The sequence below is a fragment of the Paenibacillus sp. FSL H7-0737 genome (assembly GCF_000758545.1).
In the GTDB taxonomy this organism is placed as follows: domain Bacteria; phylum Bacillota; class Bacilli; order Paenibacillales; family Paenibacillaceae; genus Paenibacillus_AQ.
In genome coordinates this window covers 4,824,167-4,849,206 of record NZ_CP009279.1, presented here as the reverse complement: position 1 = coordinate 4,849,206, position 25,040 = coordinate 4,824,167, and the positions used below count along the sequence as shown (strand labels likewise).

Annotated in this window: 18 protein-coding genes; 16 read left to right on the top strand and 2 right to left on the bottom strand. The window is 44.1% G+C overall.

Going from position 1 to position 25,040, the window contains the following annotated elements:
- Positions 1-139 precede the first annotated feature (139 nt).
- The 12 genes from folD to H70737_RS21240 all read left to right on the top strand — a co-directional run bounded on the left by folD (position 140) and on the right by H70737_RS21240 (position 12,751).
- Positions 140-997: a bifunctional methylenetetrahydrofolate dehydrogenase/methenyltetrahydrofolate cyclohydrolase FolD gene (folD, locus tag H70737_RS21295; RefSeq protein WP_042129810.1), complete on the top strand. Its 858-nt coding sequence runs from the start codon at positions 140-142 to the stop codon at positions 995-997.
- A gap of 12 nt (positions 998-1,009) precedes the next feature.
- Entirely contained in the window at positions 1,010-2,389 is a 1,380-nt protein-coding gene (xseA, locus tag H70737_RS21290) for an exodeoxyribonuclease VII large subunit (protein WP_042190449.1), read from the top strand.
- Entirely contained in the window at positions 2,367-2,624 is a 258-nt protein-coding gene (gene xseB / locus H70737_RS21285; protein ID WP_042129807.1) for an exodeoxyribonuclease VII small subunit, read from the top strand. The genes xseA and xseB overlap by 23 nt, the downstream gene beginning before the upstream one ends.
- Complete coding sequence (locus H70737_RS21280) at positions 2,611-3,558, top strand: polyprenyl synthetase family protein (protein ID WP_042190447.1); 948 nt, start codon at positions 2,611-2,613, stop codon at positions 3,556-3,558. The genes xseB and H70737_RS21280 overlap by 14 nt, the downstream gene beginning before the upstream one ends.
- A gap of 99 nt (positions 3,559-3,657) precedes the next feature.
- Complete coding sequence (gene dxs, locus H70737_RS21275) at positions 3,658-5,562, top strand: 1-deoxy-D-xylulose-5-phosphate synthase (protein WP_042190445.1); 1,905 nt, start codon at positions 3,658-3,660, stop codon at positions 5,560-5,562.
- Positions 5,563-5,608: 46 nt separating this feature from the next.
- A complete protein-coding gene (locus tag H70737_RS21270) occupies positions 5,609-6,511 on the top strand; it encodes a TlyA family RNA methyltransferase (RefSeq protein ID WP_042190442.1) in 903 nt (300 codons plus the stop codon).
- A 111-nt stretch (positions 6,512-6,622) separates the two neighbouring features.
- The gene (locus tag H70737_RS21265) at positions 6,623-7,096 is read left to right on the top strand and encodes a hypothetical protein (RefSeq protein ID WP_231573324.1); all 474 of its coding nucleotides are present in this window, start codon (positions 6,623-6,625) and stop codon (positions 7,094-7,096) included.
- A 148-nt stretch (positions 7,097-7,244) separates the two neighbouring features.
- On the top strand, positions 7,245-7,694 hold the full coding sequence (gene ahrC / locus H70737_RS21260) for a transcriptional regulator AhrC/ArgR (protein WP_042190440.1): 450 nt from the start codon (positions 7,245-7,247) through the stop codon (positions 7,692-7,694).
- Between the two features lie 59 nt (positions 7,695-7,753).
- Positions 7,754-9,481 (top strand): DNA repair protein RecN, encoded by a 1,728-nt coding sequence (gene recN / locus H70737_RS21255; protein WP_042190438.1) that lies wholly within the window; start codon positions 7,754-7,756, stop codon positions 9,479-9,481.
- Positions 9,482-9,619: 138 nt separating this feature from the next.
- Positions 9,620-10,732, top strand: coding sequence for a SpoIVB peptidase (gene spoIVB / locus H70737_RS21250; RefSeq protein ID WP_081951177.1), 1,113 nt, complete (start codon positions 9,620-9,622; stop codon positions 10,730-10,732).
- A 199-nt stretch (positions 10,733-10,931) separates the two neighbouring features.
- Complete coding sequence (gene spo0A / locus H70737_RS21245) at positions 10,932-11,747, top strand: sporulation transcription factor Spo0A (RefSeq protein WP_042129795.1); 816 nt, start codon at positions 10,932-10,934, stop codon at positions 11,745-11,747.
- Between the two features lie 407 nt (positions 11,748-12,154).
- Positions 12,155-12,751: a hypothetical protein gene (locus H70737_RS21240; protein WP_042190433.1), complete on the top strand. Its 597-nt coding sequence runs from the start codon at positions 12,155-12,157 to the stop codon at positions 12,749-12,751.
- 235 nt (positions 12,752-12,986) lie between these two features.
- On the opposite strand, the gene H70737_RS21235 is transcribed toward H70737_RS21240, so the two are convergent.
- On the bottom strand, positions 12,987-14,729 hold the full coding sequence (locus H70737_RS21235) for an ABC-F family ATP-binding cassette domain-containing protein (RefSeq protein ID WP_042190431.1): 1,743 nt from the start codon (positions 14,727-14,729) through the stop codon (positions 12,987-12,989).
- 312 nt (positions 14,730-15,041) lie between these two features.
- On the opposite strand from H70737_RS21235, the gene H70737_RS21230 reads away from it, so the two are divergent.
- Positions 15,042-15,530 carry a hypothetical protein gene (locus H70737_RS21230; protein WP_042190428.1) on the top strand — a complete coding sequence of 163 codons (489 nt, stop codon included), beginning with the start codon at positions 15,042-15,044 and terminating at the stop codon, positions 15,528-15,530.
- 311 nt (positions 15,531-15,841) lie between these two features.
- Positions 15,842-16,132 (top strand): MazG nucleotide pyrophosphohydrolase domain-containing protein, encoded by a 291-nt coding sequence (locus tag H70737_RS21225; RefSeq protein WP_042190426.1) that lies wholly within the window; start codon positions 15,842-15,844, stop codon positions 16,130-16,132.
- Between the two features lie 59 nt (positions 16,133-16,191).
- On the opposite strand, the gene H70737_RS21220 is transcribed toward H70737_RS21225, so the two are convergent.
- Positions 16,192-16,941, bottom strand: a complete 750-nt coding sequence (locus H70737_RS21220) for an SDR family NAD(P)-dependent oxidoreductase (protein ID WP_042190424.1) — start codon at positions 16,939-16,941, stop codon at positions 16,192-16,194.
- A 163-nt stretch (positions 16,942-17,104) separates the two neighbouring features.
- On the opposite strand from H70737_RS21220, the gene H70737_RS21215 reads away from it, so the two are divergent.
- Both H70737_RS21215 and H70737_RS21210 read left to right on the top strand, forming a co-directional pair.
- Complete coding sequence (locus H70737_RS21215; protein WP_042190421.1) at positions 17,105-18,016, top strand: LysR family transcriptional regulator; 912 nt, start codon at positions 17,105-17,107, stop codon at positions 18,014-18,016.
- 116 nt (positions 18,017-18,132) lie between these two features.
- Positions 18,133-24,576, top strand: coding sequence for a phosphodiester glycosidase family protein (locus tag H70737_RS21210; protein WP_042190419.1), 6,444 nt, complete (start codon positions 18,133-18,135; stop codon positions 24,574-24,576).
- The last annotated feature ends 464 nt before the right edge of the window (positions 24,577-25,040 follow it).

The window sequence follows — 25,040 nt, the reverse complement described above, 5'->3', positions numbered from 1 at the left end:
AAAAATATAAGCAAGTATAAGTTATTCACCTATTCTTTATGTTTTATATTTCTCGCATAAACGCTTACCGTCCACATAAGGACGCCGAAGGCGTTTATGCTTGTACAATAGTAAAGTATATAAAAGGGGAGAGACTATCATGACAGCAGCAATCATCAGTGGTAAACAAGTATCTGAGGAAATTCGTATTGGTATTGCCCAGGAGGTTGCTGAACTGGCGAAACGTGGCGTGAAGCCCGGTCTGGCAGTAATTCTAGTAGGTGAAGATCCAGGATCACAAGTTTATGTTCGCAACAAGGAAAAATCTTGTATCAGCCTTGGTTTCCATTCGGAAGTGCATAAACTGGATGAGTCTACTACTCAAGAAGAATTGCTGGCTCTCGTAGCGCAGCTTAATGGACGCGATGATATTGATGGGATTCTAGTTCAACTTCCATTGCCTAAGCATATTGAGGAAAAAGCTGTTATTGATGCGATCTCCGTGGAGAAAGACGTTGACGGCTTCCACCCTGTAAATGTAGGTAACCTAGTGATTGGTGCTGACAGTCTGCTTCCTTGTACACCTGCAGGTGTAATTGAACTAATCAAACGTACAGGAACAGGAATGGCTGGTAAACATGCTGTGGTCATTGGCCGCAGTAATATTGTAGGTAAGCCAGTGTCTTTGTTATTGCAACGTGAGAATGCTACTGTGACGATGTGCCATTCCCGTACAGCTAATATGCAAGAAATTAGCCGTCAAGCAGATATTCTGGTTGTTGCGATCGGACGCGCGAATTTCATTGACGCTTCGTACGTGAAACCGGGTGCTGTTGTCATTGATGTGGGTATGAACCGTTTGGATAACGGTAAGCTTGCGGGTGACGTTGATTATGATAGTGCAAAAGAAGTTGCCGGATACATCACACCTGTTCCGGGTGGGGTTGGACCGATGACGATTACAATGCTGATGAGCAATACGCTGATTGCGGCTAAACGCCGTCACGGCTTGGAATAGGGGTAGGAATTCATGGCGGCAGAGCGGCAGGTCTATTCGATAAAAGAACTCAACCGTTACATCCGCATGAAGCTAGACTCGGATAATTTACTTTCGGATGTATGGATTCGCGGAGAGATTTCCAACTTTACGCATCATGGTAGCGGTCATATGTATTTCACGCTAAAGGATGAGAGCAGTCGGATCAAGGCGATTATGTTTGCTTCTCATAACCAGCGCCTGCCCTTTATTCCGAAGGAAGGTGCTCGGGTAATTGCTAGAGGTAATGTGACCGTATATGAACGGGACGGGCAATACCAGTTCTATGCCACACACATGCAGCCAGATGGAATTGGTAGTCTATATTTAGCCTATGAGCAGCTGAAGAGCAAGCTTGAGCAAGAGGGGCTGTTTGCAGAAGCGCGTAAACGCCCTTTGCCTCGCTTTCCAAAGTGCATTGGCGTGATTACTTCGCCAACAGGTGCAGCTGTGCGGGATATCGTGATTACTCTCCAGCGGCGGTTCCCGCAGGTGGCTATTGTAATCTATCCCGTACTGGTGCAAGGCAAAGGCGCCGCGCCATCGATCGTGAAGGCGATTGGAGCGCTGAACCGGATGGGGGAGGCCGACGTGCTTATCGTCGGCCGCGGCGGCGGTTCGCTCGAGGAGCTGTGGGCGTTTAACGAGGAGGAAGTCGCGCGAGCGATATCGGCATCAAGGATTCCGGTCATCTCGGCCGTTGGCCACGAGACCGATTTCACGATTGCCGATTTCGCCGCCGACCTCCGCGCGGCTACGCCCACAGCGGCCGCGGAGCTGGCCGTGCCACACGCCGGCGAGCTAGCTGCGCAGCTACGCCAGCAGCAGCAGCGGCTGCGCCAAGCGCTGCAAAGACGCGCCCAGCGCGGACGCGAGCGTCACGCGGGGCTGGAACGCTCGCTGGCGCTGGCAGGCCCGCGCCGCTCGCTGATGCAGCACACGCAGCGGCTGGATCAGCTGCGTGAGCGGCTCCAGCGCTCAGCGGATGCACGGCTCAGCCGTTCCCGCGAGCGCAAAGCTGTGCTGCATCATAGTCTGCAGCGGTTCCATCCGCACGGCAGTGTTGCCGCTGCGCGTCAGCGCACCGAAAGCATGCGCCGTGAGCTGATGGGTGCTATGCAGGCCCGCCTGCAGGAGAAGCGAGCTCGCTATGTAGCGGAGATTCGTCATCTGGATGCACTGAGCCCTCTTAAAGTTATGTCGAGAGGCTACAGCTTAGTCTATGACGAAGCAGAAGAACATTTAATCAAATCGCTGACCGAAGTACAGCTTGGCGATCTTGTAGTGATAAAGATGAATGACGGACAGCTGAACTGCCAGGTATGGGGAATGAAGGAGGATGGCAAAGACGATGACGAAGGAAGCGGAACTTGATTTTGAAGGCGCCATGGACCGGCTGGAGGAAATCGTACGTGAGCTTGAACACGGCGACGTTCCCCTGGAGAAGGCCATCGATTTATTTCAGCAAGGTATGAAGTTATCTCAGCTTTGCGGCAGCAAGCTTGAGCAGGTAGAGCGTAAGATCGAAATGATTACCCTAGAGGACGGAGAACTGCGTAAGAAGCCGTTTGGTGCACGTCTGGAAGGGGACGCCGATGACTCGCTTTGAGCATGAGCTTGAGAGAAGCTCTGAAGGAGAAACAGTGCGTCAGCCACTGGAGGATTACATCGCGTCCTTAAGCGATCTAGTCTCACATGAACTAGAGGTTATTCTCCCCACACAATGGATGGTTCCAGAGAATTTGCAGCAAGCCATGAAGTATTCACTTATGGCTGGGGGCAAACGCCTCCGGCCACTGCTGGTGATTATCGCATGTGAAGCACTAGGAGGAAATCGAGAGGCTGCCCTGCCTGTCGCTGCTGCTATAGAGATGGTACATACCTACTCGTTAGTTCATGATGATTTGCCTGCCATGGATAATGATGATTATCGGCGCGGGAAGCTGACGAATCATAAAGTCTTTGGCGAAGCGACCGCTATTCTTGCGGGTGATGCCCTTCTGACCCATGCTTTCTACAGTGTGGTACAAGCCTCACGTAAATTTGGCGTCCCTGCGGAAAGTGTACTATCCATCGTGGAGGATTTGGCGGAAATGGCAGGCCCTCGTGGTATGGTTGGCGGTCAGATTGCAGATATGGAAGGCGAGCAGGGTCTAACCGATCTTGCACAGCTAAAGTACATTCATCTGCATAAGACAGGAGATTTGATTATCTTTTCGCTACTAGCTGGCGGTCGTATTGCAGGTGCTAACGAGCAGCAGCTTGAGGCTTTGCATAAATTTGGAACAGCCATTGGACTCGCTTTTCAAATCCAAGATGACATTCTAGATTTGGTTGGAGACGAAGGTAAACTTGGCAAAAAAACAGGCAGTGATGTTAAGCAGCATAAAGTAACCTATCCTTATTTTATCGGTCTCGAAGCATCGCGAGAAGAAGTGAAGCAGCTTACAGAAACAGCCCGAAATGCTGTTCTGAACGGTGGTTTTCATGACAGCCAGCGCCTGCTGGAAATTGCAGATTACTTAATGGCACGTGATCACTAATTATGAACTTTCGAAACGGCTGTATTTCGACAGCCGTTTCGTTTGTGTTATAATGGGTTTTATATAATTTACAACATCTAGGAAAGCGGGGAACTATACGTGCTGCTTCCACAAATAAATGATCCTAAGCAACTAAAATCATTGTCAGTCGATGAATTAACTACCTTAGCGGAGGAAATTCGTCGATTTCTGATTGAGAAGCTTACAGAAACTGGGGGGCACCTCGGATCCAATCTGGGAGTCGTGGAGCTCACTTTGGCTTTGCATTATTGTTATAACAGCCCTCGTGACAAAATGATTTACGACGTAGGGCACCAAGCTTACGTCCACAAGATTCTGACTGGTCGTCAAGATCGCTTCGATACCCTGCGTAAATATCAGGGCTTGTGCGGCTTCGTTAAGCGCTCCGAAAGTGAGCATGATGTGTGGGAAGCTGGACATAGCAGTACCTCATTATCTGCAGCAATGGGGATGGCGATGGCTCGCGATCTCAAGGGTGAAGACAATAAGGTTATTGCTGTGATTGGTGACGGTGCTCTTACTGGTGGAATGGCGTTTGAAGCACTTAACCATATTGGCCATGAGAAGCGTAAGCTGATGGTTATTTTGAACGATAATGAAATGTCAATTGCTCCTAATGTAGGGGCGATGCATAATTATCTAAGTAAAATACGTTCAGATCGCCACTATTTGCGTGCCAAAGACGAGGTCGAAGGGCTGCTTAAGAAGATTCCTGCCATCGGAGGACGATTAGCGAAGACTGCTGAACAGTTAAAGAATAGTCTCAAATATATGATGGTACCTGGAGTATTGTTTGAAGAGCTCGGGTTTACGTATCTCGGTCCTGTAGACGGACATGATCTGGAGAAGATGATTGATACCTTCCACCAAGCAGATAACGTGGCTGGACCTGTGTTGGTACATGTACTAACAACTAAAGGTAAGGGCTACAAACCGGCTGAGACCGATTTCTATAAATCACATGCCATTTCACCATACAAAATTGAGTCGGGTCAGGCGCTTAAAGCTGTGGGTCCTCCAATGTACACGGAAGTATTTGGCGAGACGCTGATCGAACTGGGTCGGGAAGATTCCCGTCTGATTGCTGTTACACCTGCGATGCCAGGAGGCTCGGGTTTATTTCCTTTTGCTAAGGAATTTCCCGATCGTATGATTGATGTCGGGATTGCCGAGCAACATGCGGCTACGCTTTGTGCAGCTTTGGCTATGGAAGGGATGAAGCCGGTATATGCGGTGTATTCTACCTTCATGCAGCGTGCCTATGATCAGATCGTCCATGATATTTGCCGGCATAACGCGAATGTTATGTTCGCCATTGACCGCGCGGGGTTTGTAGGTGCGGATGGTGAGACTCATCAGGGTGTGTACGATGTTGCTTTTATGCGCCATATTCCGAATATGGTGATGATGATGCCAAAAGACGAAAATGAGCTGCGTCATATGATGAAGACGGCGCTTGAATATAATGACGGTCCGATTGCTTATCGCTATCCGCGTATTAACGGTACAGGTGTAGCAATGGATCCTGAGCTGCGTACTATTCCAATCGGATCATGGGAACGACTGCGTACAGGCGAAGGTTATGCTGTTGTAGCCTGTGGACCTATGGTTCAAGTGGCTGAAGAAGCCGCTGATTTACTGAAGCGGGAAGGGATTCAGGTAGGCGTCGTGAATGCGCGGTTCCTGAAGCCACTCGACAACTCCATGCTGCTTGATTTGGCTCACGCTGGAACCAACATGGTTGTTATTGAAGAGGCTTGCCAAGCGGGAAGCCTCGGCAGCTCGGTATTAGAATTCTACGCAGAGAATGACATTTATGATGCTCGTGTACATCTGATGGGTGTACCTGACATCTTTGTGGAGCACGGCTCTATTAAAGAACAGCGCCAGGAAACAGGTCTTACTGTAGAAGCGCTATGTGCACGTATCAAGTCCATGATGGCTTTGAGTGCTTATAACTACAAAACAACTTCGTCTTCCTAAATGGAAGCCGGAAATTAGCAACCCTTTGAACGATCGGGAGATGACCATGGAACACCGTAAAGAACGGATAGATGTACTACTTGTTGAGCAAGGTTTTTATGAAAGCCGTGAGAAGGCTAAAGCAGCCATTATGGCAGGACTGGTGCTCGCGGATGAAGAACGCATTGAAAAGGCTGGTATGAAGGTGTCACGGGAGGCTACCCTTAAGGTTAAAGGCTCTGTGCATCCATATGTCAGTCGTGGGGGCCTAAAGCTGGAGAAGGCTCTACGCCAATTTAATATTGATCTTACGGGACGGACCATGCTGGACATCGGTGCTTCTACTGGAGGCTTTACGGATTGTGCACTTCAGAATGGGGTAAGCCATGTGTACGCGATTGATGTTGGCTATAATCAGCTGGATTGGTCGCTGCGTAATGATGAACGCGTTAGTGTGATGGAACGAACGAATTTCCGATATATGACGCCTCCAGATTTGGTGGGTCCGATTCCAGATTTTGCGAGTATTGATGTTTCATTTATCTCCTTAAAAATAATTCTTCCACCGCTCAAAGCTTTGCTTAAGCGCCCGGCGGATATTGCTGCGCTGATCAAGCCACAGTTTGAGGCAGGACGGGAGAAGGTTGGTAAATCAGGTGTAATTCGTGATTCTGCTGTTCATAAAGAGGTATTAATTAATGTACTGACCATGGCGGCAGAGCTGGGTTACCAGCTGCAGGGATTAACCTTTTCACCGATTACAGGTGGGGAGGGCAATATTGAGTTTCTTGCTCACTGGAGACTAACGCCTGAATTGGCGGAAGCTGAAGAAGGTACATTACAGCCTTCAGATGCTGTATCATCAGTCATTCCAGTGGAGGATTTTCCATCCCTAGCGGATGAAGTGATTAAGCAGGCTACGGGTACTTTTAATGTAAATTCGACTCATGGAAACTCATCGCGCCGGTGAGTTTCTTTTTCCATATTGAAAATAACAATTATTCGGAAAGCTTCTAAAAAGGCAGCTTAGAAGAAGGAATTGGCATGGCTTCACGCGAATAAATCACCGAGGTGATTGATAGTGGCGGGTAGCTCTGACAAGGTCGTCATGGCGTTTATTGGAGTAGCATTATCGATTTTTATAATTTATCGGATATATATATGGCTGCAAAGTTCTCCGCGTTCTTTCATGAAGGATCAGATCCCGTTTAATAAAGTGATTATTCCTCACCCATCTATAGACATACTAGAGGATGAAGGGTACGAGGTCGTTGGAGGGAAGCTCAAAATCCCGTTGTCCTTCAACGTAAACGGGGCGCAGATGTATAGCCGGTTATTTATAGATTATGTGGCGACTAAAGAGGAAGGATCAATATATTTGGTTATCCTTTCTAGACCACGCAAACCTTTGGATTTCACAGGCAGTGGCTTACGAGATACCTTGCTTCCGTACTTGCTGATTTATCCGGAATGTAGCGGAGTTTTGTATGTTAATACTGCAGCAGGATCTATTCAAGTGATTAAGCTTGGCAGAGATGACGGAGAATCAAACTGAGTCCATATTTAACTAGGTGTATGCTTCCGAAGTAGTTTTGTCGAAGCAATTCGGGGAGCATCGCTTACAAAACTAAGTCCATGCTTCCGATGTAGTTTTGTCGCTGCTAATCTGGAAGTGTCGCTTACAAAACTTTTAGGAGGCAACAATGAAGGGTCAACGACATATTAAGATACGTGAGATTATTACGCAAAAGGATATCGAGACACAGGACGAGCTGGTAGAAGCCTTGCGTGAATCTGGTTTTCAGGTTACTCAAGCTACAGTATCTCGAGATATTAAAGAGCTATTGCTCATCAAGGTGCCTATGGATGATGGAAGATACAAATATTCGCTTCCAACTGACCAACGGTACAATCCAATACAGAAGCTGAAGCGCGTTTTGGTGGATAATTTTGTGCAGATCGATTCATCGGCTAATCTTGTGGTGATGAAATGCTTACCGGGGACGGCTAACTCAGTCGCTGCTTTGATTGATAATATTGACTGGCCACAAATTATGGGGACCATCTCTGGTGATGATACCATTCTAATTATTTGCCGCCAGCCTGAGGACAGTAAGACTGTAATTTCACAAATCATGGGTTACATTTCTTAAATTATAAGAAGGTATAAATTTCATTATATTCTTATCATCTTCTCGGAGGTGCTCTATTAGTGTTAGAAACCTTGTCTATCCGCAATCTAGCCGTCGTTGAGGCGGTAGATGTGCATTTTTATCCTGGCTTCCATGTGCTCACAGGGGAGACTGGGGCAGGTAAATCCATTATTATTGATGCGCTTGGACTGATTGCCGGAGGGCGCGGCTCCGCGGATTCTATTCGTTACGGTTGTGAAAAAGCAGAGATGGAAGCGCTCTTCAGCCTCCCAAGCGGTCATCCCGTCTGGGATACTTTAGAGCGTCTTGGCATTGAGGCTCAGCGTGAGGAGCATCTTATAATACGCCGTGAACTCACCTCTCAGGGTAAAAGTACATCACGTGTAAACGGACAGATGGTCAATCTTACTATGCTACGTGAAATTGGTGAGCAGCTGGTTAATATTCATGGACAGCATGAACACCAAAACTTATTGAAGGCAGAACGACATTTGGGACTGTTAGATACATACGGAGAACCCATTATCGGGCCGCTAAAAGCGGTATATCAGGAAAAGTATTCAGCCTTTGCAAAAGTGGAGAAAGAGCTCCGAGAGCTGCAGGAATCCAGCCAAAAGGCTTATCAAATGCTTGATTTGTACCGTTTTCAGTTAGAAGAAATTTCATCTGCAGCATTAAAACCGGGAGAAGATGAATTACTTGCCGAAGAACGGGTCAAACTATCCCACAGTGAGAAAATGATGGATTCCGTATCCGGTGCATATGAGCTTCTCTACGATAGACAAGGCTTAGAATCCATAGGTAATGTCATTTCCAGACTCGAGGATGCGGTTCGTTATGATGAAAAGGGTCTTAAATCCGTGCTTGAGCAGCTGCAATCTTCTTATTATCAACTAGAGGATGCTGCATTTCAGCTTCGTGATTACCGAGAAGAGATCGAATTCAATCCACAGCGACTCGAAGAAATCGAGAATCGTCTCGATTTAATTACCGGACTCCGCCGTAAATACGGAGATAGTGTAGAACAGATTTTGGCTTATTATGAACAAATCCATCGGGAAACCGATCTGCTTGAGAATAAAGATGAATATCTGGAGAAGCTTACGACCAAACGCGATGCACTGCTTTCTGTACTGATGGATGCAGCTACTGAATTAAGTGAAGCACGGAAGCTGTGTGCGTCTGATTTAGCCACGCAAGTGGAGAGTGAGCTTAAAGATCTTCAGATGGAAAGAACCTCGCTACAGGTTAAATTAGACACGTTGGAGGACCCACGTGGAGTTGATTATAAGGGTCGGCGTATTCGTCTTACAAGACAAGGGATCGACAGTGCGGAATTTATGATTTCCCCTAACCCTGGCGAGCCGTTAAGACCTCTTGGCAAAATTGCCTCGGGTGGTGAGTTGTCGCGAATTATGTTGGCAATGAAGAGTATTTTTGCGCGTCATGATGCGATTCCAGTTCTGATTTTTGATGAGGTAGATACCGGTGTGAGTGGTCGGGCTGCTCAATCCATTGCAGATAAACTGTATAAGCTGTCCTCCACTTGTCAGGTGTTCTCCATTACGCACTTACCGCAGGTGGCTTGTATGGCTGATCATCAGTACTTAATCCGCAAAAAGGTTGAGGACGGAAGAACCATGACGGAAGTGGAATCACTCTCGAATGATGGACGTGTAATGGAGCTGGCCCGAATGCTGGGTGGGGTGGAAATTACCGAAAAAACATTGCACCATTCGCAGGAAATGCTTAATTTGGCCGAGGCAAGTAAGGCTGCAACAAGCTAAGCGGAACAATGATTGACAGTAATAAAAGCCTGGGGGCAAGGTTATCTTATAGGTACGCAATTGGCGACCACCTTTTTCGTCAAGCGAAAGAAGCAAAAGGGAGCGTGACAGCCATTGAAGCCTAACCTCAGGAAGTTAATGCCAGGCCTTTTATTTGCCTTCTTTCTTAGTTTATCGGGCATAACGGGAACCCACCAAAGTTTTGCCGCACCACTGAACAGTGAACCTGCCAAGGTGAATGCGCATGGAATGAAACCGGAACTGAAGGTGATCCCGGGAGGTCAAACGATCGGAGTAAAGGTGAAATCAGCAGGTGTTCTGGTTGTTGGACATCATCTGATTGAAGTATCCGAGAAATCCAAGCTTTCCCCAGGTGAGGTCAGCGGTTTGGTGCCAGGTGATTTGATGATCTCCATTGATGGAGAGAAGTTGGACGAGTTATCTAAGGTGGCCAAGCTTGTGGATCGTGCTGGAAAAGCGAATAATTCTCTGACGATTGTCTTTAAACGCGCTGGGAAAGAGCATACAGCCAAGCTAAAACCCGCGTATGATATTAATGACAAAGTCTGGAGGTTAGGCCTGTACATTCGAGATTCTGCAGCGGGTGTCGGCACGTTAACTTTTTATGCCCCGAAACAGGGGGTTTATGGAGCTTTAGGACATGTGATTACGGACATGAATACAGGAACACCAATTGTTGTTGGCAGCGGTCATATTGTTCAGTCCAGTGTAACTTCGATTTCTAAAAGCCAGGATGGCGATCCGGGTGAGAAACGAGCCCATTTCTTAAAAGAAAGCCAAGTGCTTGGTAATGTGGAGAGTAACACAGATTTTGGCATCTTCGGTAAAATGAGTCGTAATCCCGAGCATAGTCTTTATAAAGAACCTATTCCTGTAGCAATGAGCAATCAAGTCAAGGAAGGTCCAGCTGAAATTCTTACCGTTGTAGATGGGCAGCAGGTAGAACGATTTAAGGTTGAGATCATTCATGTGGCACATCAGCAGACGCCGGCGACGAAGGGTATGGTCATTCGTATCACAGATCCGCGACTAATCGATAAGACAGGTGGTATCGTTCAAGGGATGAGTGGAAGTCCAATCGTTCAAAATGGACGGCTCATCGGCGCTGTAACTCATGTGTTTGTAAATGATCCTAAGTCCGGTTATGGTTGCTTCATCGAATGGATGCTTAAGGATTCTGGTGTAACCCTACAGGAGAATAGGTATCCATTAAATCTTAAGGCGGTTTAGCCTTAAGATTTTTTTGTCGAAGGAGTACGAAGATCATCGAACTTTGAAATAAAATATTTAATTATAATCCATGCCAGAAAAAAAATAAAGAAAAATAATTTTCGACAGAAGGGAATTCAATCTCCATGTCGAAAATGTTAAGAGACAAGAAAAAAATGTTATTTTCGAATAGCAGATATAATTAAGGAGGAAGCAGCCAGTGCAGAATATTGAAGTGTTGTTGGCCGATGATAACAGGGAGTTTACGAATTTGCTTTCCGAATACATTTCTGAACAAGAAGATATGACGGTAACGGGTATCGCCTACAATGGTGAAGAAGTGCTTCAAATGCTAAGCGAAGCACGCAAAGTTCCCGATGTCCTTATTCTTGATATCATCATGCCACATTTAGACGGTCTGGGTGTCTTGGAACGTCTGCGTGATATGGATCTGAATCCTCAACCGAAGATCATCATGCTGACCGCTTTTGGTCAGGAGAACATCACTCAAAGAGCTGTACAGCTTGGTGCATCCTATTATATTTTGAAACCGTTCGATATGGAGGTCCTGGCAAATCGTGTACGTCAGCTTGTAGGGGTCCAAGGCAGCATGAGCTCATCCTCTAACATGTACAACTATTCGTCGACGTCCAGATCGAATGTAGTGCCGCTTACGAAGGGCAAGAATCTTGATGCTAACATTACCTCGATCATCCACGAGATCGGTGTTCCAGCACATATTAAGGGCTATCAGTACCTGCGCGAAGCGATCACCATGGTATATAACAATATCGAGATCCTTGGTGCGATTACAAAAACACTCTATCCAGCCATAGCAGAGAAATTCAAGACCACGCCTTCACGCGTTGAACGTGCCATTCGCCATGCGATTGAAGTGGCTTGGACCCGTGGCAACATCGACTCCATCAGCCATTTATTCGGCTACACGATTAATATCTCCAAATCTAAGCCTACTAACTCGGAATTTATTGCCATGGTAGCTGACAAGCTGCGGATTGAGCATAAGGTTAGTTGAAAGGGTTAGGGGCAGTGCGTGGTAAGGGATTGTGGGTTGCTGGTAGGTGCTTAGGCTGAAACGATTTTGCCTATAAACTTCTTTTTGGGTAATTTAAAGCCAATCAATTTCTTATTTGTATATGTATAAATTTCACTCCTTTATTGGGTTGGTAAATCCAATGGAGGAGTGTTTGTTTATGACTGATTTTTAATTTCAGATTGATAATTTTATGTTGTACTGTACTTCACAGGGAATATCTTATAAAACATCTTGTGCAAAATGAATTAGAAGCAGATGAACAGTTAACTTTCTTCAATAGAGTTGATTATAGAGATTATCTAATGGAACAATTTAGCATCTGATAAAACAAATATTTTATCTAAAAGGAGACATATGAACTTGGAAAAATAGTGGGAGTGTGAAATATGAAAAAAATATTATTGGTTTGTATTATGATAATGTTGATGCTAGCATCGGCTTGTGCAAATGTTGAAGTGACATCAAAGCCAAATACTTCTAGTGAGCCTAAATCTGAAACGGATGAGTCTATTATTCCAAAAAACACATCCGTTTATTGTGCTCAAGAAAGTATAAATTTGGATAGTGAAACTGAAAAATATTTCTATGAAACTTGGAAAGTTGAGAAGCTTTTAGGATTTGCAAATTCATATAATGATGCTTCTGAATATCCAACAGGGCAAAAATTTATTGGAGATGAAATTATCATCAAAAAAGACTTTTTTTCATCAAAAGGACTTAAAAACTATAGTGTTTATCAATATGAACTAAAAAACCCATTATATGAGATTACAGCGACATGTTATAACTCTGACTCTTTTTATAGATTATATAAAATAGATATCCCAGACTTAAATATAAATGATGTAGTAAAAGTAATAAATATAAGTGACCCTTCTACAAACCTTGGAATACCTTTAAGTTTTTTTGTTGTTAATAACGATAGGCTTATCTTGTTATCAGAGGCAACTATTTTTGAGCTAAAAAAAATACTGATTAAATGAATGCGATTCTGAAAATGCCCGTTGATATGGAATGGCGTTTATTATTTGCGTTGTATTATAAATAGAGATCCCCAACAAATTTCTATGACCAAAAATGTGTTGGGAAAGATTTTTAATGATAAGTGAACCACTGTCCGCTTCAAGAGCTATCAACAAATCAATGCAGTAAAAAGACACTGAGATCTTATCCATCAGTGTCTTTTTAATAGACATTTTCCCGCCAGAGGGTTGTAGTTTAAAGCAGCTTAATCAGCTCTTCTAGCTCGTCAACCATACCTTTTGCAAGTTCAAAATTATTGTCTTTTAAAGCTAATTCTATTTTCATTTCAACTGCTTTTTTATTTTGTTCATTTTCTAAATAATCTTTATCAAAATGACTGGCATAAATCATCTTTCTGAATTTTCGCATACTCATTTTTCTAATCGTCTTCTCGTCAATGATTAAAACATAATCCATACCATTTACTACAGAATAGAAATCATGAGAAATCATGAGAATCGCACCTTTATAATCTTCAATGGCTTTCTCCAGTGCGATTTGTGTATAGGTGTCTAAATGACTTGTCGGTTCATCAAGAAGCAACAAGTTTGCTTTGCTAGCAGAAACTTTTGCCAATTGCAGTATATTTTTTTCGCCACCAGATAAAGATTCTATCTTTTGATTAAGAATTTCTCCTTCAAAGCCATAGTTTGAAAGATGTGCTCTAATCTCGTCATAAGTTGCAAACCCAGCATCGATGAAGTCTTCTAGTATGGTATTAGAATCCTTTAGCACTTCGTCTTGAAGCTGAGAAAGATAAGCCACTTTAATATCAGCATTTATTTCAATTGAATCATGATTATTTTTAAAGATATCTCGGAGTAAAGTCGTTTTCCCGGTACCGTTTGGACCGATAAGGGCTACTTTATCTGTAGGTTTCATCTCAAAGTTAACATTTTCTAAAATCAACTCATCAAAGGAAACACTATAATTATTCACATTTAAAACAGTGATGTCTTCTTCAATTTCATTGTCCACACCAAAACTGATTTTCGGTTGCTTAATATCAACGAATGGCGCTTTAATTTTTCGCGCTTCCAATCTTTCTTGAAACTTAACCCTAGCTTTTAACGCTCTCCCTCTAGATGCTTCTGAATTATAGGTTGCGATCGCTCTAAGATTATCAATAATGTTATCGTATCTCTCAATTTCTTCTTGTTCAGCGACTGCGATTTCTTGTAACTCAATTTTCGTCTGAAGTAATGAGAAGTTATACTCAATATATCGCCCATCGAACTCTTGGATCTCCATGTTTTCAAGGTGTATAATTTTGTTGAAACAATGATTCAATAGATAACGGTTATGCGTAACAACTAGCAATATTCCTTTGTGAGCATTAATAAGATTTTTAAGTGCATTTAGGTTTTCAAAATCTAAAAATACATCGGGCTCATCCATAATCATTAAGTCTGGACTAGTCAGCATTTCCTTCATCACTTGAATAAGCTTGAATTCCCCACCACTTAGATCGGATACCCTAGCATCTTTTAGCTTCAAGAGGTTGGCTAAATTTAGTTTCTTATTAATATTGCTTTCAAAATCATTTCCATCCATTGAATCAAAGGCATCTAGAGCTAATTGATACTTTTCGAGTAATGAATCAATATCTGATGATGTTTCCATTTCAGTGAGAATAGCTGTTATTTCATTTTGTATCTTAATAAATTCTTCTCCTATATATTCAAAAACGGTTGTTTCTTTAGTTCTGTCTACTTGTGAGAACTGACTTACATATCCAATTTTGCAGGTTGGGTCAATTTCTAACTTGCCTTCGAACAAATATTTTTCTGGATCCATCAGTATATCGATCAGTGTACTTTTACCACTGCCACTTGTTCCTATAAAAGCGCAATGTTGTGCCTCTTCAAGCGTAAATGAAATGTTTTTATATAGCTCTTTTTGCGGGAATGCGAAGGATAAGTTATCAACTTTTATCATAGTGTTACCTTTCTTTATAACTAAATTAGTGACTACTAATAGAGGTATTGAGGAGCATAAGATTTTGAGTTTACCGTTGATAGAGTAACATTGTTTACAACTAACATCAATCATTTCGAAATAAAGTTGTTCGTGAAATCGAAAAACACAACTTAGAACAATAGGATCAAGCTTACTCAGATGGCTTCTTATAGCTAGATTACATATGGTCAGTAGTTGAGTTGGCTGTGGCAGAGTCTCTTAGTATATCTTTCATGTTACGAATTAATTGGTTATAATTGGAAGAATAATAAGCTCAGGAGGTTCGTAGATATGAAGAAGATAATAGTAGGGATTGTAGCAGCGGCGTTGTTACTTGGTGGTTCAATAGGATTCGCAGCGAGCTCGTCTTTAATTGGCGCTAAAGTTTCCGGAATGTATACGATAAAACAAGACGGAAAGAAGATTGCAGATGCGATTGTAGTAAATAACTCGGCCTACGTACCTGTGCGCACGATGTCCGAAGCGACCGGAGCAGTGTTGACGGTTGAAGAAAAAACGATAATATTGGAGAGTAAGGAGACTGAGAAGGCAGCGCTAAAAGCAAGTATTGCAGCGGCTAAACTCCGGGAAAGATTAGCAGGAGCAGAATCAAGCGTTCAAGTTCTCAAAGAAGCCATCCAACTGGTGGAAACTACTGCGGCCGACCGAACAAGCGCAGCGGACCAAGAGGCTCGAAGAAACTATATCGCGGAGTTGAATAAACGTGTGGATTTCATGGAAACAGAAATTGCGCAGCTCAAGGAGCAGCTCGGCGAATAATAAATGAATAATGATGAAGAGTCTCGCCATTACTGGTGCGGCACGTTCGACGATGAAATTGGCCGTGCACTTGCGGATTAACGCGCAGTGAAATGTCCGACATAGGCGTAGATAGTGGCTGAAACAGCAACTAGTAAATAAATTTTCTTAGCGATTCTTCAATGATCTGAAGAATCGTTTTTTTTGTAATGACGGGAGAGTTTGTTTTCTTCGAACAAATGGATGATAATAAAGGAAAAAGCTAGGCTAATCGCATGACATCGTTTTTATAAACTACATAACTTTATACCCTAAAAGCGAGGCGTAACGAAATGAATACATCTGAGTTTCAACAGTATGTGAAGAAGTTCAGTGAAACCAAAGGTTTTGACACGAGCTCCATTGAGCAGAGAATGCTGTACTTAATGACTGAAGTAGGGGAATTGTCCAAAGAGGTGCTATCCGTATCCTTCGACCCCGGTGCAGAGAAGAAAGAAAACTTGGGATTTGAGATGTACGACGTGGTGTGGAATATTTTTGATCTGGCCAATAAACTGGATATTGATCTAGAGCAGGCATTTAAACGTAAGCTGGAAATCAATGAACAGAGATCATGGGAGTAATACAAAAAAATCCAAGGACATCCCGCTCGGGAAGCCTTGGATTTTTTGATTTAAATTTTTTATTTAAATGAAGCATAACCTTCATCAGCCATTACAACACTACCGTTAATTGCACTAGCTTCTGGCAAGGAGAGTAAGTATACAGTGTCTGCAACTTGTTCAGGCAATGTTAATTTGTTACCCATTACTTTGCTCTTCATCTGGTCGACCATTCCTTGATCTTTATATCCTTGGATAATTGGCGTATCTACAGCGCCTGGAGCAACGGCAAGCACGCGGATGCCATGAACGGACATTTCAAGTGCTGCGGATTTAGTCATCATAATGACCGCACCTTTGGAAGCGTGATATGCGAATGTACCTGGGGAAGCTAGGAATCCAAATACAGAAGCTGTATTGATGATGACCCCTTTGATGCCGAGCTCACGCATTTTTTTACCCGCTGCGATAATACCGTGGGCAACACCATGCTGATTGACATTAATAACACTATGATAATCCTTAAGGTCTTGGTCTAGTACAGGAGTGACGCGGCCGATCCCGGCATTGTTGAACATAACGTCAATTCTGCCATATGTGGCAACGGTTTTCTCAACCAGTGCTTCTACCTCTTCGTATTTTGAAACATCCGTTTTGACGAAAATAGCTTCGCCACCATCCTTGATAATCTGTGCGACCGTTTCTTCACCTAATTGTTGATTGAAATCGGCAACGACCACTTGATCACCTTTACTAGCAAATTTAATTGCGGTTTGTTTCCCGATTCCACTGGCTCCACCTGTAATTACGGCTACTCTTTTGTCTGTCATTTGGGACTCCTCCTCGAGAAATATAGTTATACTAGAAATATAGGCTCATAAGGTGAAAAGGTTATTTACTAACTTATTTAAATTGTAGCACTTGTCTAAATTAATTAAAATTTAAGTAAATTTAATAGGTGTTAAGTAAATATTAACTTAGGGAGTGATTCAAATGAATTTAGAGCAATGCGAGAATATCGTAGAAGTCGCAAAGATTGGTTCACTAACCAAAGCTGCTCAGAATCGTCATATCACCCTGTCTGCCATAAGCCAGTCCATAACACTGCTTGAAGCGGAGCTTGGAGTTACTTTGTTCATTCGTTCGCGAGGCCAACGAGCAGTTCCCACAGCAGAGGGACAAGCTATTATCAGCAAAGCAAATGAAGTCTTGATGAAAGTAAATGAATTAAAAGCTGAAGCACAGATCTATAGCGATGCGCTTAGTGGTCATTTGAAGATTGCTACGATTCCGGGACCCATGCATCTAATCGTGAAGGTCATATCCGGTTTTAAAGCGGATTTTCCAAATGTGAAAATAGAGATTTTTGAAAAGGGACCTAAAGAAATTCTGGATAATGTGCTTCAGGATGAAATGGATATCGGACTGATGGTCTCGCCAGAGGGCTTATCAGAGAAACATAAAGGAGTCGTATTCGAGGAATTAATGGAAGGTAAGATTGTTGTAGGCGTACATCCTCAATCACCACTAGCTCTAAATACAATAATTACGCCCGAACAGTTAGTAGGCCAGACGTTGGTTTTATACGATGATCATTACATACAGGACTTTGTGGAGCGTTATTTACTAAAAGTTGGGCCGATGAATATTCTTTTTACAAGCAATAACACCCGTGCCATTGATAATGCAGTTGCGTCAGGACTCGCGATCACGATTGGGATGGATTATTCTTTTCTAAAAACATTTGAGGGTTCTCAGAAGATCATGAAGACGATCGAGCTACGATCACCAGATCGTAATACTCCGGGGTCCATTGTTTCAGCTTCTAAACAAGGATCGAAAACGGTCAGAAGATTCATCAACAGGTTAAAACATGAATTTGAGGAGGGGATTAGAAGAAGTTAACAGTATGCCTTGGTAAATTTTATCTAACCTTTACGCTTCCTAGTTATTATAACCCTATGATGTTGTCCAAGCTCAGATCGTTATTAGGACAGCCAAGTGGGGAGGATGTCAACACAGTGAGAAGGTATCTAAGGCAAATTAATGTGGCAGTTATTTTTATTTTGTTGATTTCGTTGTTGCAGCCGGGAGTATTTGTTCACGCTTCCATTTCTGATTTACCAGCAACAAACTACGGAACCGTTATTGATGTACGTCAAACAGAGCTCGCACCTGGGGCGATGTACACCTGGATGGATCTTCAGAATGAACGTGGTTTACAAAAGATTCATGCAGTGGAGTTCAACCCAGGGCAAGGCCATTTAGAACTGCAGGCAGGTACGAAGGATGGAAAGGTATACGGTATGAAGGGTGTTACAGAAATGGCCGCTTATGCGGATTCGCCTGGAAACCGGGTGATCGCAGGGATTAACGGTGATTTTTATGAAATCTCCGGTTTTGCCACGGGTGTTCCGAATGGATTATTTATGGATGATGGTGTAATCCTGAACAGTTCGATTTCAGCTTTTACTTTCGGTTTAAAAGAAGATGGCAGCTCGATTTATGGGGTGCCGAAGCTGACCAAGAACGTAACGATTAATGGAAAAACAACTAATTTAACCAGCATCAACCGTTATCGAAATACGAATGAGCTGGTTCTTTATACGGAAGATTATAATACAACTACAAAGTCGACTAATGAAGGTGACGAGGTTGTTCTAGATATTGTCGAGGGAGAAGTGAAGAGCGGTCAGACCTTGAAGCTGAAGGTATCTGATATTCGCAACAATCAAGGCAATACGCCGCTTACCAAAGGAAAAGTAGTTTTGTCTGCTAACGGAACGTCTCGTGCTGTTCTGCAGGGGTTATCGGTTGGCGATAACGTTACTGCGACCTTTGCGCTTAGTGGAGAATGGAATGATGTGAAGGTAGCTATTGGCGGCGAAGGGCCGCTGGTAAAAGACGGAGTAGTTCAACAAGGTGTAGGGCCTTTAGGAATTCATCCACGTACAGCCATTGGGACAAAAGCGGACGGAAGTCTCGTTCTATTCGAAGTGGATGGAAGATCTCCAGGTTTTAGCGAAGGTGTAGATACGGATGAGCTTGGCTACATTCTGAAGGATATGGGCGTAGTGAACGCCATGAATCTGGATGGTGGCGGCTCTTCTACTTTTGTGGCCAGAATGCCGGGTGCATCTGGTGTCAAAATGATGAATCAGGGCTCTGATGGCTATGAACGTAAAACCGGCAACGGTTTGCTGGTCGTCAACACAGCCCCAGAGCAATCTACAGCTTCTAAGCTGGTTGTGCAGCCGAATGCGGAACGTATCTTGCAAGGCTCCAGCTTTATGTTCAAAGCAGCAGGAGTGGACGAGAACGGCCATCCGGCACCTTATTCGGGTACTTTGAATTGGCAGGTGGACGCTGACCTTGGTACTGTCGATGCGAACGGAGTCTTCACCGCAGGAACCACTGCCGGCACAGGAACGGTAAATGTAGAGGTGGGGGCAGTCAAAGGCAGTGGGGAAATCGAAGTCGTGGATAAGCTCACAGACCTTAGGTTTCCTGATGAGATCAAAACTTATTCTTCAGGTGCTGCTGCGCAATTAACTGTGAAGGCGCTACGTAATGGACAGGTAATTCAAGCCGACAACCATAGTTTTGAATGGCGGGTAGAGGGCGAGATCGGAACTGTAGATGAGAAAGGTCTGTTTCAAGCGACGAGTGAAAATGGGAAGAACGGGAAGATTTATGCTAAGTACGGGGACGCCCAGACCTCTTTTGAAGTAAATGTAGGGTTACCGCCTGTAATGCTGGAGGATTTTGAGAATGGCATTGATAAATATATTGCCTCCAGTGCAGCAGCTAACAGTGTGGCGATTCAGGAAGTGACTGATCAGGATTTTGTCCGTAATGGGGATAAAGCCTTAAAGCTGGAATATGATTTTGTTAATAAAACAGGCACATCGGGTGCTTATTTAGCCGCAAGCTCAACTGCCAATCGAATTCAGATTCCGGGGTATCCTGAGAAAATCAGTATGTGGATCTACGGAGATGGCAAAAAGCACTGGCTGCGGGGACAGATTCGTGATGGCAATAATGCGGCAGTGCCTGTGGATTTTACAGATCAGGTGAATGGAGTGAACTGGACGGGGTGGAAATACGTCGAAGTATCCGTTCCTAAGGGAAAAACCACCCCGTTAACGATGGATATGCCTGTCCGCTATATGGAGACAAGCAATCTTAACAAGAGCGCAGGTGCAATTTACGTTGATGATATTCGTGCCATTTATGGTCCGATAGAGGAGGATAGAACACCTCCTGTGCTTAAAGATGCCTATCCTGGCGTGAACGAGATTGTCAAAACAGCTACACCGACCCTTTCCGTCAATGGTGAGGATGATGGTTATGATCCAGTGGTGCATCCGGGAACGACCTTAATCGATCCGGACAAAACACGAGTATATGTGGACGATCAAATAGTGGAGCATGGCTTTTATCCTCCAAAAGGTCAGATCACTTATAAACCAAAGGTTCCACTTACAGAAGGCCGTCATAAAGTAAAAGTTGCCATTCGCGATTTGAGCGGTAACCAGACGATAAAAGAATGGTATTTCACAGTGAATTTGGGCTCTCCATTCTATGTGTACAAAACACCAGAAGCCGTTTATGCCGGGAACACTTACACTTTGGACGTAACGGCTGAGAAAGCGGGCAAGCTGAAGGAAGGAAATATTACGTTTGCTTTTAATCCGTCTGCAGTTAAAGATTTGCAGGTAATTCGGGGGAATAAGTTATCAGAAACGCAAATGGAATCGATCATTGATCCAGCTTTGGGCACTGTGCGTCTTAACCTAACGAATATCAATTCCTCCAATCTACGAGATACGGATCTCATCGGACAAATTCAATATACGGTTCGAAATGATTATGTGGGTCCCTATACTCAGGAGCAGCTCGCTGGGGATACAAGCAAACGTTTTGTAATTGAAAATACATCCGGATCTGTAACTTCGACAGAAGGTACCGGGGTTCCTATTTCTTTTATTGGAGCGGCTGTTGAATCTGTTGTAAAGACACAGTTGATGCTCACTTGGAACCATTATGATCTTGCGAAGGGCTTTGATGCGTCTTTTGCGGTAAAAGATCTGAATGGAAGTGTTGTTGAAGGTGCGAAACTGCTGTTCGATGGATTGGAGGTACAAGGCGCAACTTCAGGGGGAAGTGGGACACTTACTACTAGCCTTGTCACTTCAGCAGAAGGAACTTTTAAATTGCAGGCGGTAAAAGGAAATACCTATAGTCCTGTAATGACGTTCAAGGTTGCTCCATATGACGGTACTGCTGCCCCGCGTAATGTTAATGTTACGATGGGCCAGGATGCAGCGACTTCTCGCCAGTTTACTTGGCAGACAGAACCGCTAACCATGAATACTGTAGTAGAACTTGTGAAAAAAGCAGAGTTCACAAGCTTTCAAGCCGTGAATGTAACAAAAATTACCGGCAACAGTTCAATTTACAATACCAACAATGATGGAACGATGCGAGTTCATAAAGCGGAGGCAGTAGGGCTTATCCCTGGAACCGAATATGTATATCGTGTGGGGGATGGGGAGTTAAATGTAAGTGAGCAAGGAACCTTCGTTACAAGCGGAGGGGAGAGCGCTTCTACAAAATTCCTTTTTATCGGAGATTCTCAAGCAGATTCTAAAGCGGGATTTGGTCTTTGGGGCAATACGATAGAGGCTGCCTTTGCCTATATGCCGGATGCTGAAATGCTGGTCCACGCTGGAGATATGGTGGATAAAGGCTTTGAACAAGAGCAGTGGAACTGGTGGTTTGATGCAGCCCAAAAGCAGCTGATGAATACCACGCTTGTTCCGATTATTGGGAACCATGAAGTGATGGGAACCAATGGCGATGGGGATTACCTGGCGCAATTCAATAACCCGCAAAACGGTGCGGCGAGCGTAAAAGGTACGAATTATTCTTTTGACATTCAGGATACACATTTTGTGGTTATGAATACAGAGCATTCAGGTGCTCCGTTCACTGAACAGGCAGAGTGGCTGGATCAGGATCTATCCGCTACAGATAAAAAGTGGAAGGTGATTTTTTTCCATCAAGGGCCCTATGGCAGCATCTATTCGAATGAACAGGTGCAAGCAAAGTGGGTGCCGGTGTTTGATAAGCATAATGTGGATTTAGTGATGAACGGTCATGATCATATCTATTTGCGAACTTTTCCGATGAAGGATGGTAAACAGGTTGCAGAAGGCGAAGGCACACGATATGTTATCGGCGGTTCCTCCGGTCCTAAGTTCTATGCGCTGACGCCACGTTTTTGGCAGGAAAAAATATATGACGAAGATGAGCAAATCTATACGGCTGTTGAAATTGGGAAGAACGAGATTACGGTTACGGCAAGAACGGTAGACGGTGTAGAAATTGACCGTTTAGTGATCGGAAATTTTGTTCCAAAATCCATCACGCTGGATCAAACAGCTGTTGAGCTTGAGCCTGGTGCTAGTCTGCAATTGCAAGCTAAGGTAGTGCCGGATGAGGCTAATCATCTGACAAAACTTTGGTCCATCGTTCCTGAAAGGGCAGAATCAGTAGTTACCGTAGATGGAAATGGCTTGGTTACTGCGCTAAAACCAGGGACAGCTAAGGTGAGAGTCACAGTGGCAGGTTACCCGAATATTTTTGCGGAAAGTAAGATAACTGTAGATGCGCTGCAAGCGATTAAGCTTCAGGGCAAAGGACAACTTAAACCAGCAGAGGTCGACCAGACAGTCACCGAAGCAGTCTATGCATCCGGTAAACGAATCCCAATATTGGATGGACTTCATTATTCCAGCTCGAATGAGCATATTGCTACAATCAATGAACAGGGCTTGGTCCAGGCTCATCAGGAAGGCTCTACTGTGATCTCAGTAACCTACAGGGAGTTCGCCTCGGAGTATAGTATCGTCGTAACAAATGATGAGGCTCCTATTCTTACAGAAATAACGATAAAAGGGCCGGATTCGCTGGAACAAGGAAATAAAGGCTCCGTTGTTGTTCAGGCGGTATATAGTGACGGAAGCAAGCAAGAATTGGTCGAGGGCGTAAGGTATGATACATCTGATCATTCCATTGCAATGATTAGTGAGAATGGGGAGCTTCACGCATTGAGTGCTGGTATAACAAAAGTCAGCGCTGTTTATAAGGGGTTCAGCACTGAATATATTTTGACAGTGACTGAGAGCACGCCAGGTACGACTCCGACACCAAGCCCAGAGCCAACACCGGAACCAACACCAAGCCCAGAGCCAACACCAACACCAGGAGGCTGGGTGCCGGGACCTGCGGTGACAGCAACGCCGACTGCTACACCGACTCCGTCGGCATCTGCACAAGCGGGTGTAGTAACCATAACAGCCTCTCAACTGTCAGAGAACAAGAATGCTCAAGGTGAAGTTGTGGTTTCTGTTGACGGAGCGGTTACGGAGTTGCTTTTACCAGGCAATGCTGCAGAGCTGCTTGGACGCGCACCGCTTAGAGTGGTTATGCAGGATTTATCCGTTACGCTTCCTGCTACAGTACTGGCTGAACTAAGTAAGCTAATCTCAGCTGAGGCTCTTGCCAAGAGTACGATTTCACTACGGTTGAACACGTTAGCTAGTAATACAGCCGTGGATCTGTTAGATCGTGCAGGTACACTAGCTGGAGCACAATTGAGAGCGAAAAGTGATCTGCGAGATTGGTCGCTCAGCATCCTCATAGAAAATGGCCAGTCCTTCTCATTAAGACAGTTTGCAGAGCCGATCACGATTTCATATAAGGTCGGTGCGACTGTAGAGCAAAGTTTATTGGGTATTTATTTTATGGATGATGCCGGTAAGCTGGAGTATATGAGCAGTACATGGATGAATGGTTATCTATCTGCTGCTGTCAGTCATTTTAGTAAATATGTTGTATTAGAATATGACAAAACATTCAATGATCTGAAGCCGGATCACTGGGCTTACCTTGCTGTGAAGCAGCTTGCGGCAAAACAGCTTGTACAGGGGGTAGCTGTGGATCGTTTTGATCCAAACCGTGCGGTTACACGTGCCGAGTTTACAGCGATGTTAGTCCGTGCGCTTGGCTTAAAAGGTCAAGCAGTAGCTGGTTTCACTGATGTACCTGCTGATAAATGGTATGCAGAAGCAGTAGGGTTAGCAAAACAAGCTGGAATTGTTAACGGTCAGACCGCTTTACTGTTTGAACCGGATGCCAAGATCTCTCGTCAAGAGATGGCAGCGATGCTGGCTCGTGCATATGCATACGCCAATAACAGCGTATCTGTAGCTAGTCTTAACGTTTCAGCATTTAATGATATTGGCACTGCACCACAATGGGCTCAAGAGGCTATCAGCGAGGTGTACAGACTTGGATTGATGCAGGGACGTGCTGTAGCGCAATTTGCTCCGAAGCAAAACGGCACACGTGCCGAAAGTGCACAGATGATCCTCAATCTGTTGAGTGTTTTGGAGTAACGATTATGGCCAGTTCCAGGTTGTTGGGACTGGCTTTTTTTTTAACAAATTGGATTAGCTGGAAGCACACAATGGTTTGCATACAGTAGATGGTTTGGGATCATTATGGACTGTATTGCAGCTATTTCAACTTTTTGGTGGTCTTTTTCCAAGTTTTCGGACATCATAACTCTTATTGTCATACTTTTGCACCGAACCGTAGTATATTTAAATGAACAGTTGCATCTGAGTCCGATAGCTGAGTGAAATGGCATAAATCAGCTTAATAAGATCTCCTCGGTCCGATACGCTGTAATTCCCAACCAACGATTACAATCCAGAGCCTGGCAGATGAGTATCAAATCTTCTCCGATATTTTGGGAATCTAGTATTATATTGGGTTTTTGGTACTGAGAATCACCCTTCAGAGGCAAGTAATTACTAGTATTAATTGTTATAAGCCAACACAAATTGTTATGTTGTGT

Bases quoted from the DNA above. Each gene is read 5' to 3' on its own strand.
- H70737_RS21270 (WP_042190442.1), top strand. From the start codon at position 5,609: ATGGAACACCGTAAAGAACGGATAGATGTACTACTTGTTGAGCAAGGT.
- H70737_RS21215 (WP_042190421.1), top strand. From the start codon at position 17,105: ATGAATTTAGAGCAATGCGAGAATATCGTAGAAGTCGCAAAGATTGGT.
- H70737_RS21240 (WP_042190433.1), top strand. From the start codon at position 12,155: ATGAAAAAAATATTATTGGTTTGTATTATGATAATGTTGATGCTAGCA.
- H70737_RS21230 (WP_042190428.1), top strand. From the start codon at position 15,042: ATGAAGAAGATAATAGTAGGGATTGTAGCAGCGGCGTTGTTACTTGGT.
- H70737_RS21220 (WP_042190424.1), bottom strand. From the start codon at position 16,941: ATGACAGACAAAAGAGTAGCCGTAATTACAGGTGGAGCCAGTGGAATC.
- xseB (WP_042129807.1), top strand. From the start codon at position 2,367: ATGACGAAGGAAGCGGAACTTGATTTTGAAGGCGCCATGGACCGGCTG.
- folD (WP_042129810.1), top strand. From the start codon at position 140: ATGACAGCAGCAATCATCAGTGGTAAACAAGTATCTGAGGAAATTCGT.
- ahrC (WP_042190440.1), top strand. From the start codon at position 7,245: ATGAAGGGTCAACGACATATTAAGATACGTGAGATTATTACGCAAAAG.
- spoIVB (WP_081951177.1), top strand. From the start codon at position 9,620: ATGCCAGGCCTTTTATTTGCCTTCTTTCTTAGTTTATCGGGCATAACG.
- xseA (WP_042190449.1), top strand. From the start codon at position 1,010: ATGGCGGCAGAGCGGCAGGTCTATTCGATAAAAGAACTCAACCGTTAC.
- H70737_RS21235 (WP_042190431.1), bottom strand. From the start codon at position 14,729: ATGATAAAAGTTGATAACTTATCCTTCGCATTCCCGCAAAAAGAGCTA.
- H70737_RS21225 (WP_042190426.1), top strand. From the start codon at position 15,842: ATGAATACATCTGAGTTTCAACAGTATGTGAAGAAGTTCAGTGAAACC.
- H70737_RS21280 (WP_042190447.1), top strand. From the start codon at position 2,611: ATGACTCGCTTTGAGCATGAGCTTGAGAGAAGCTCTGAAGGAGAAACA.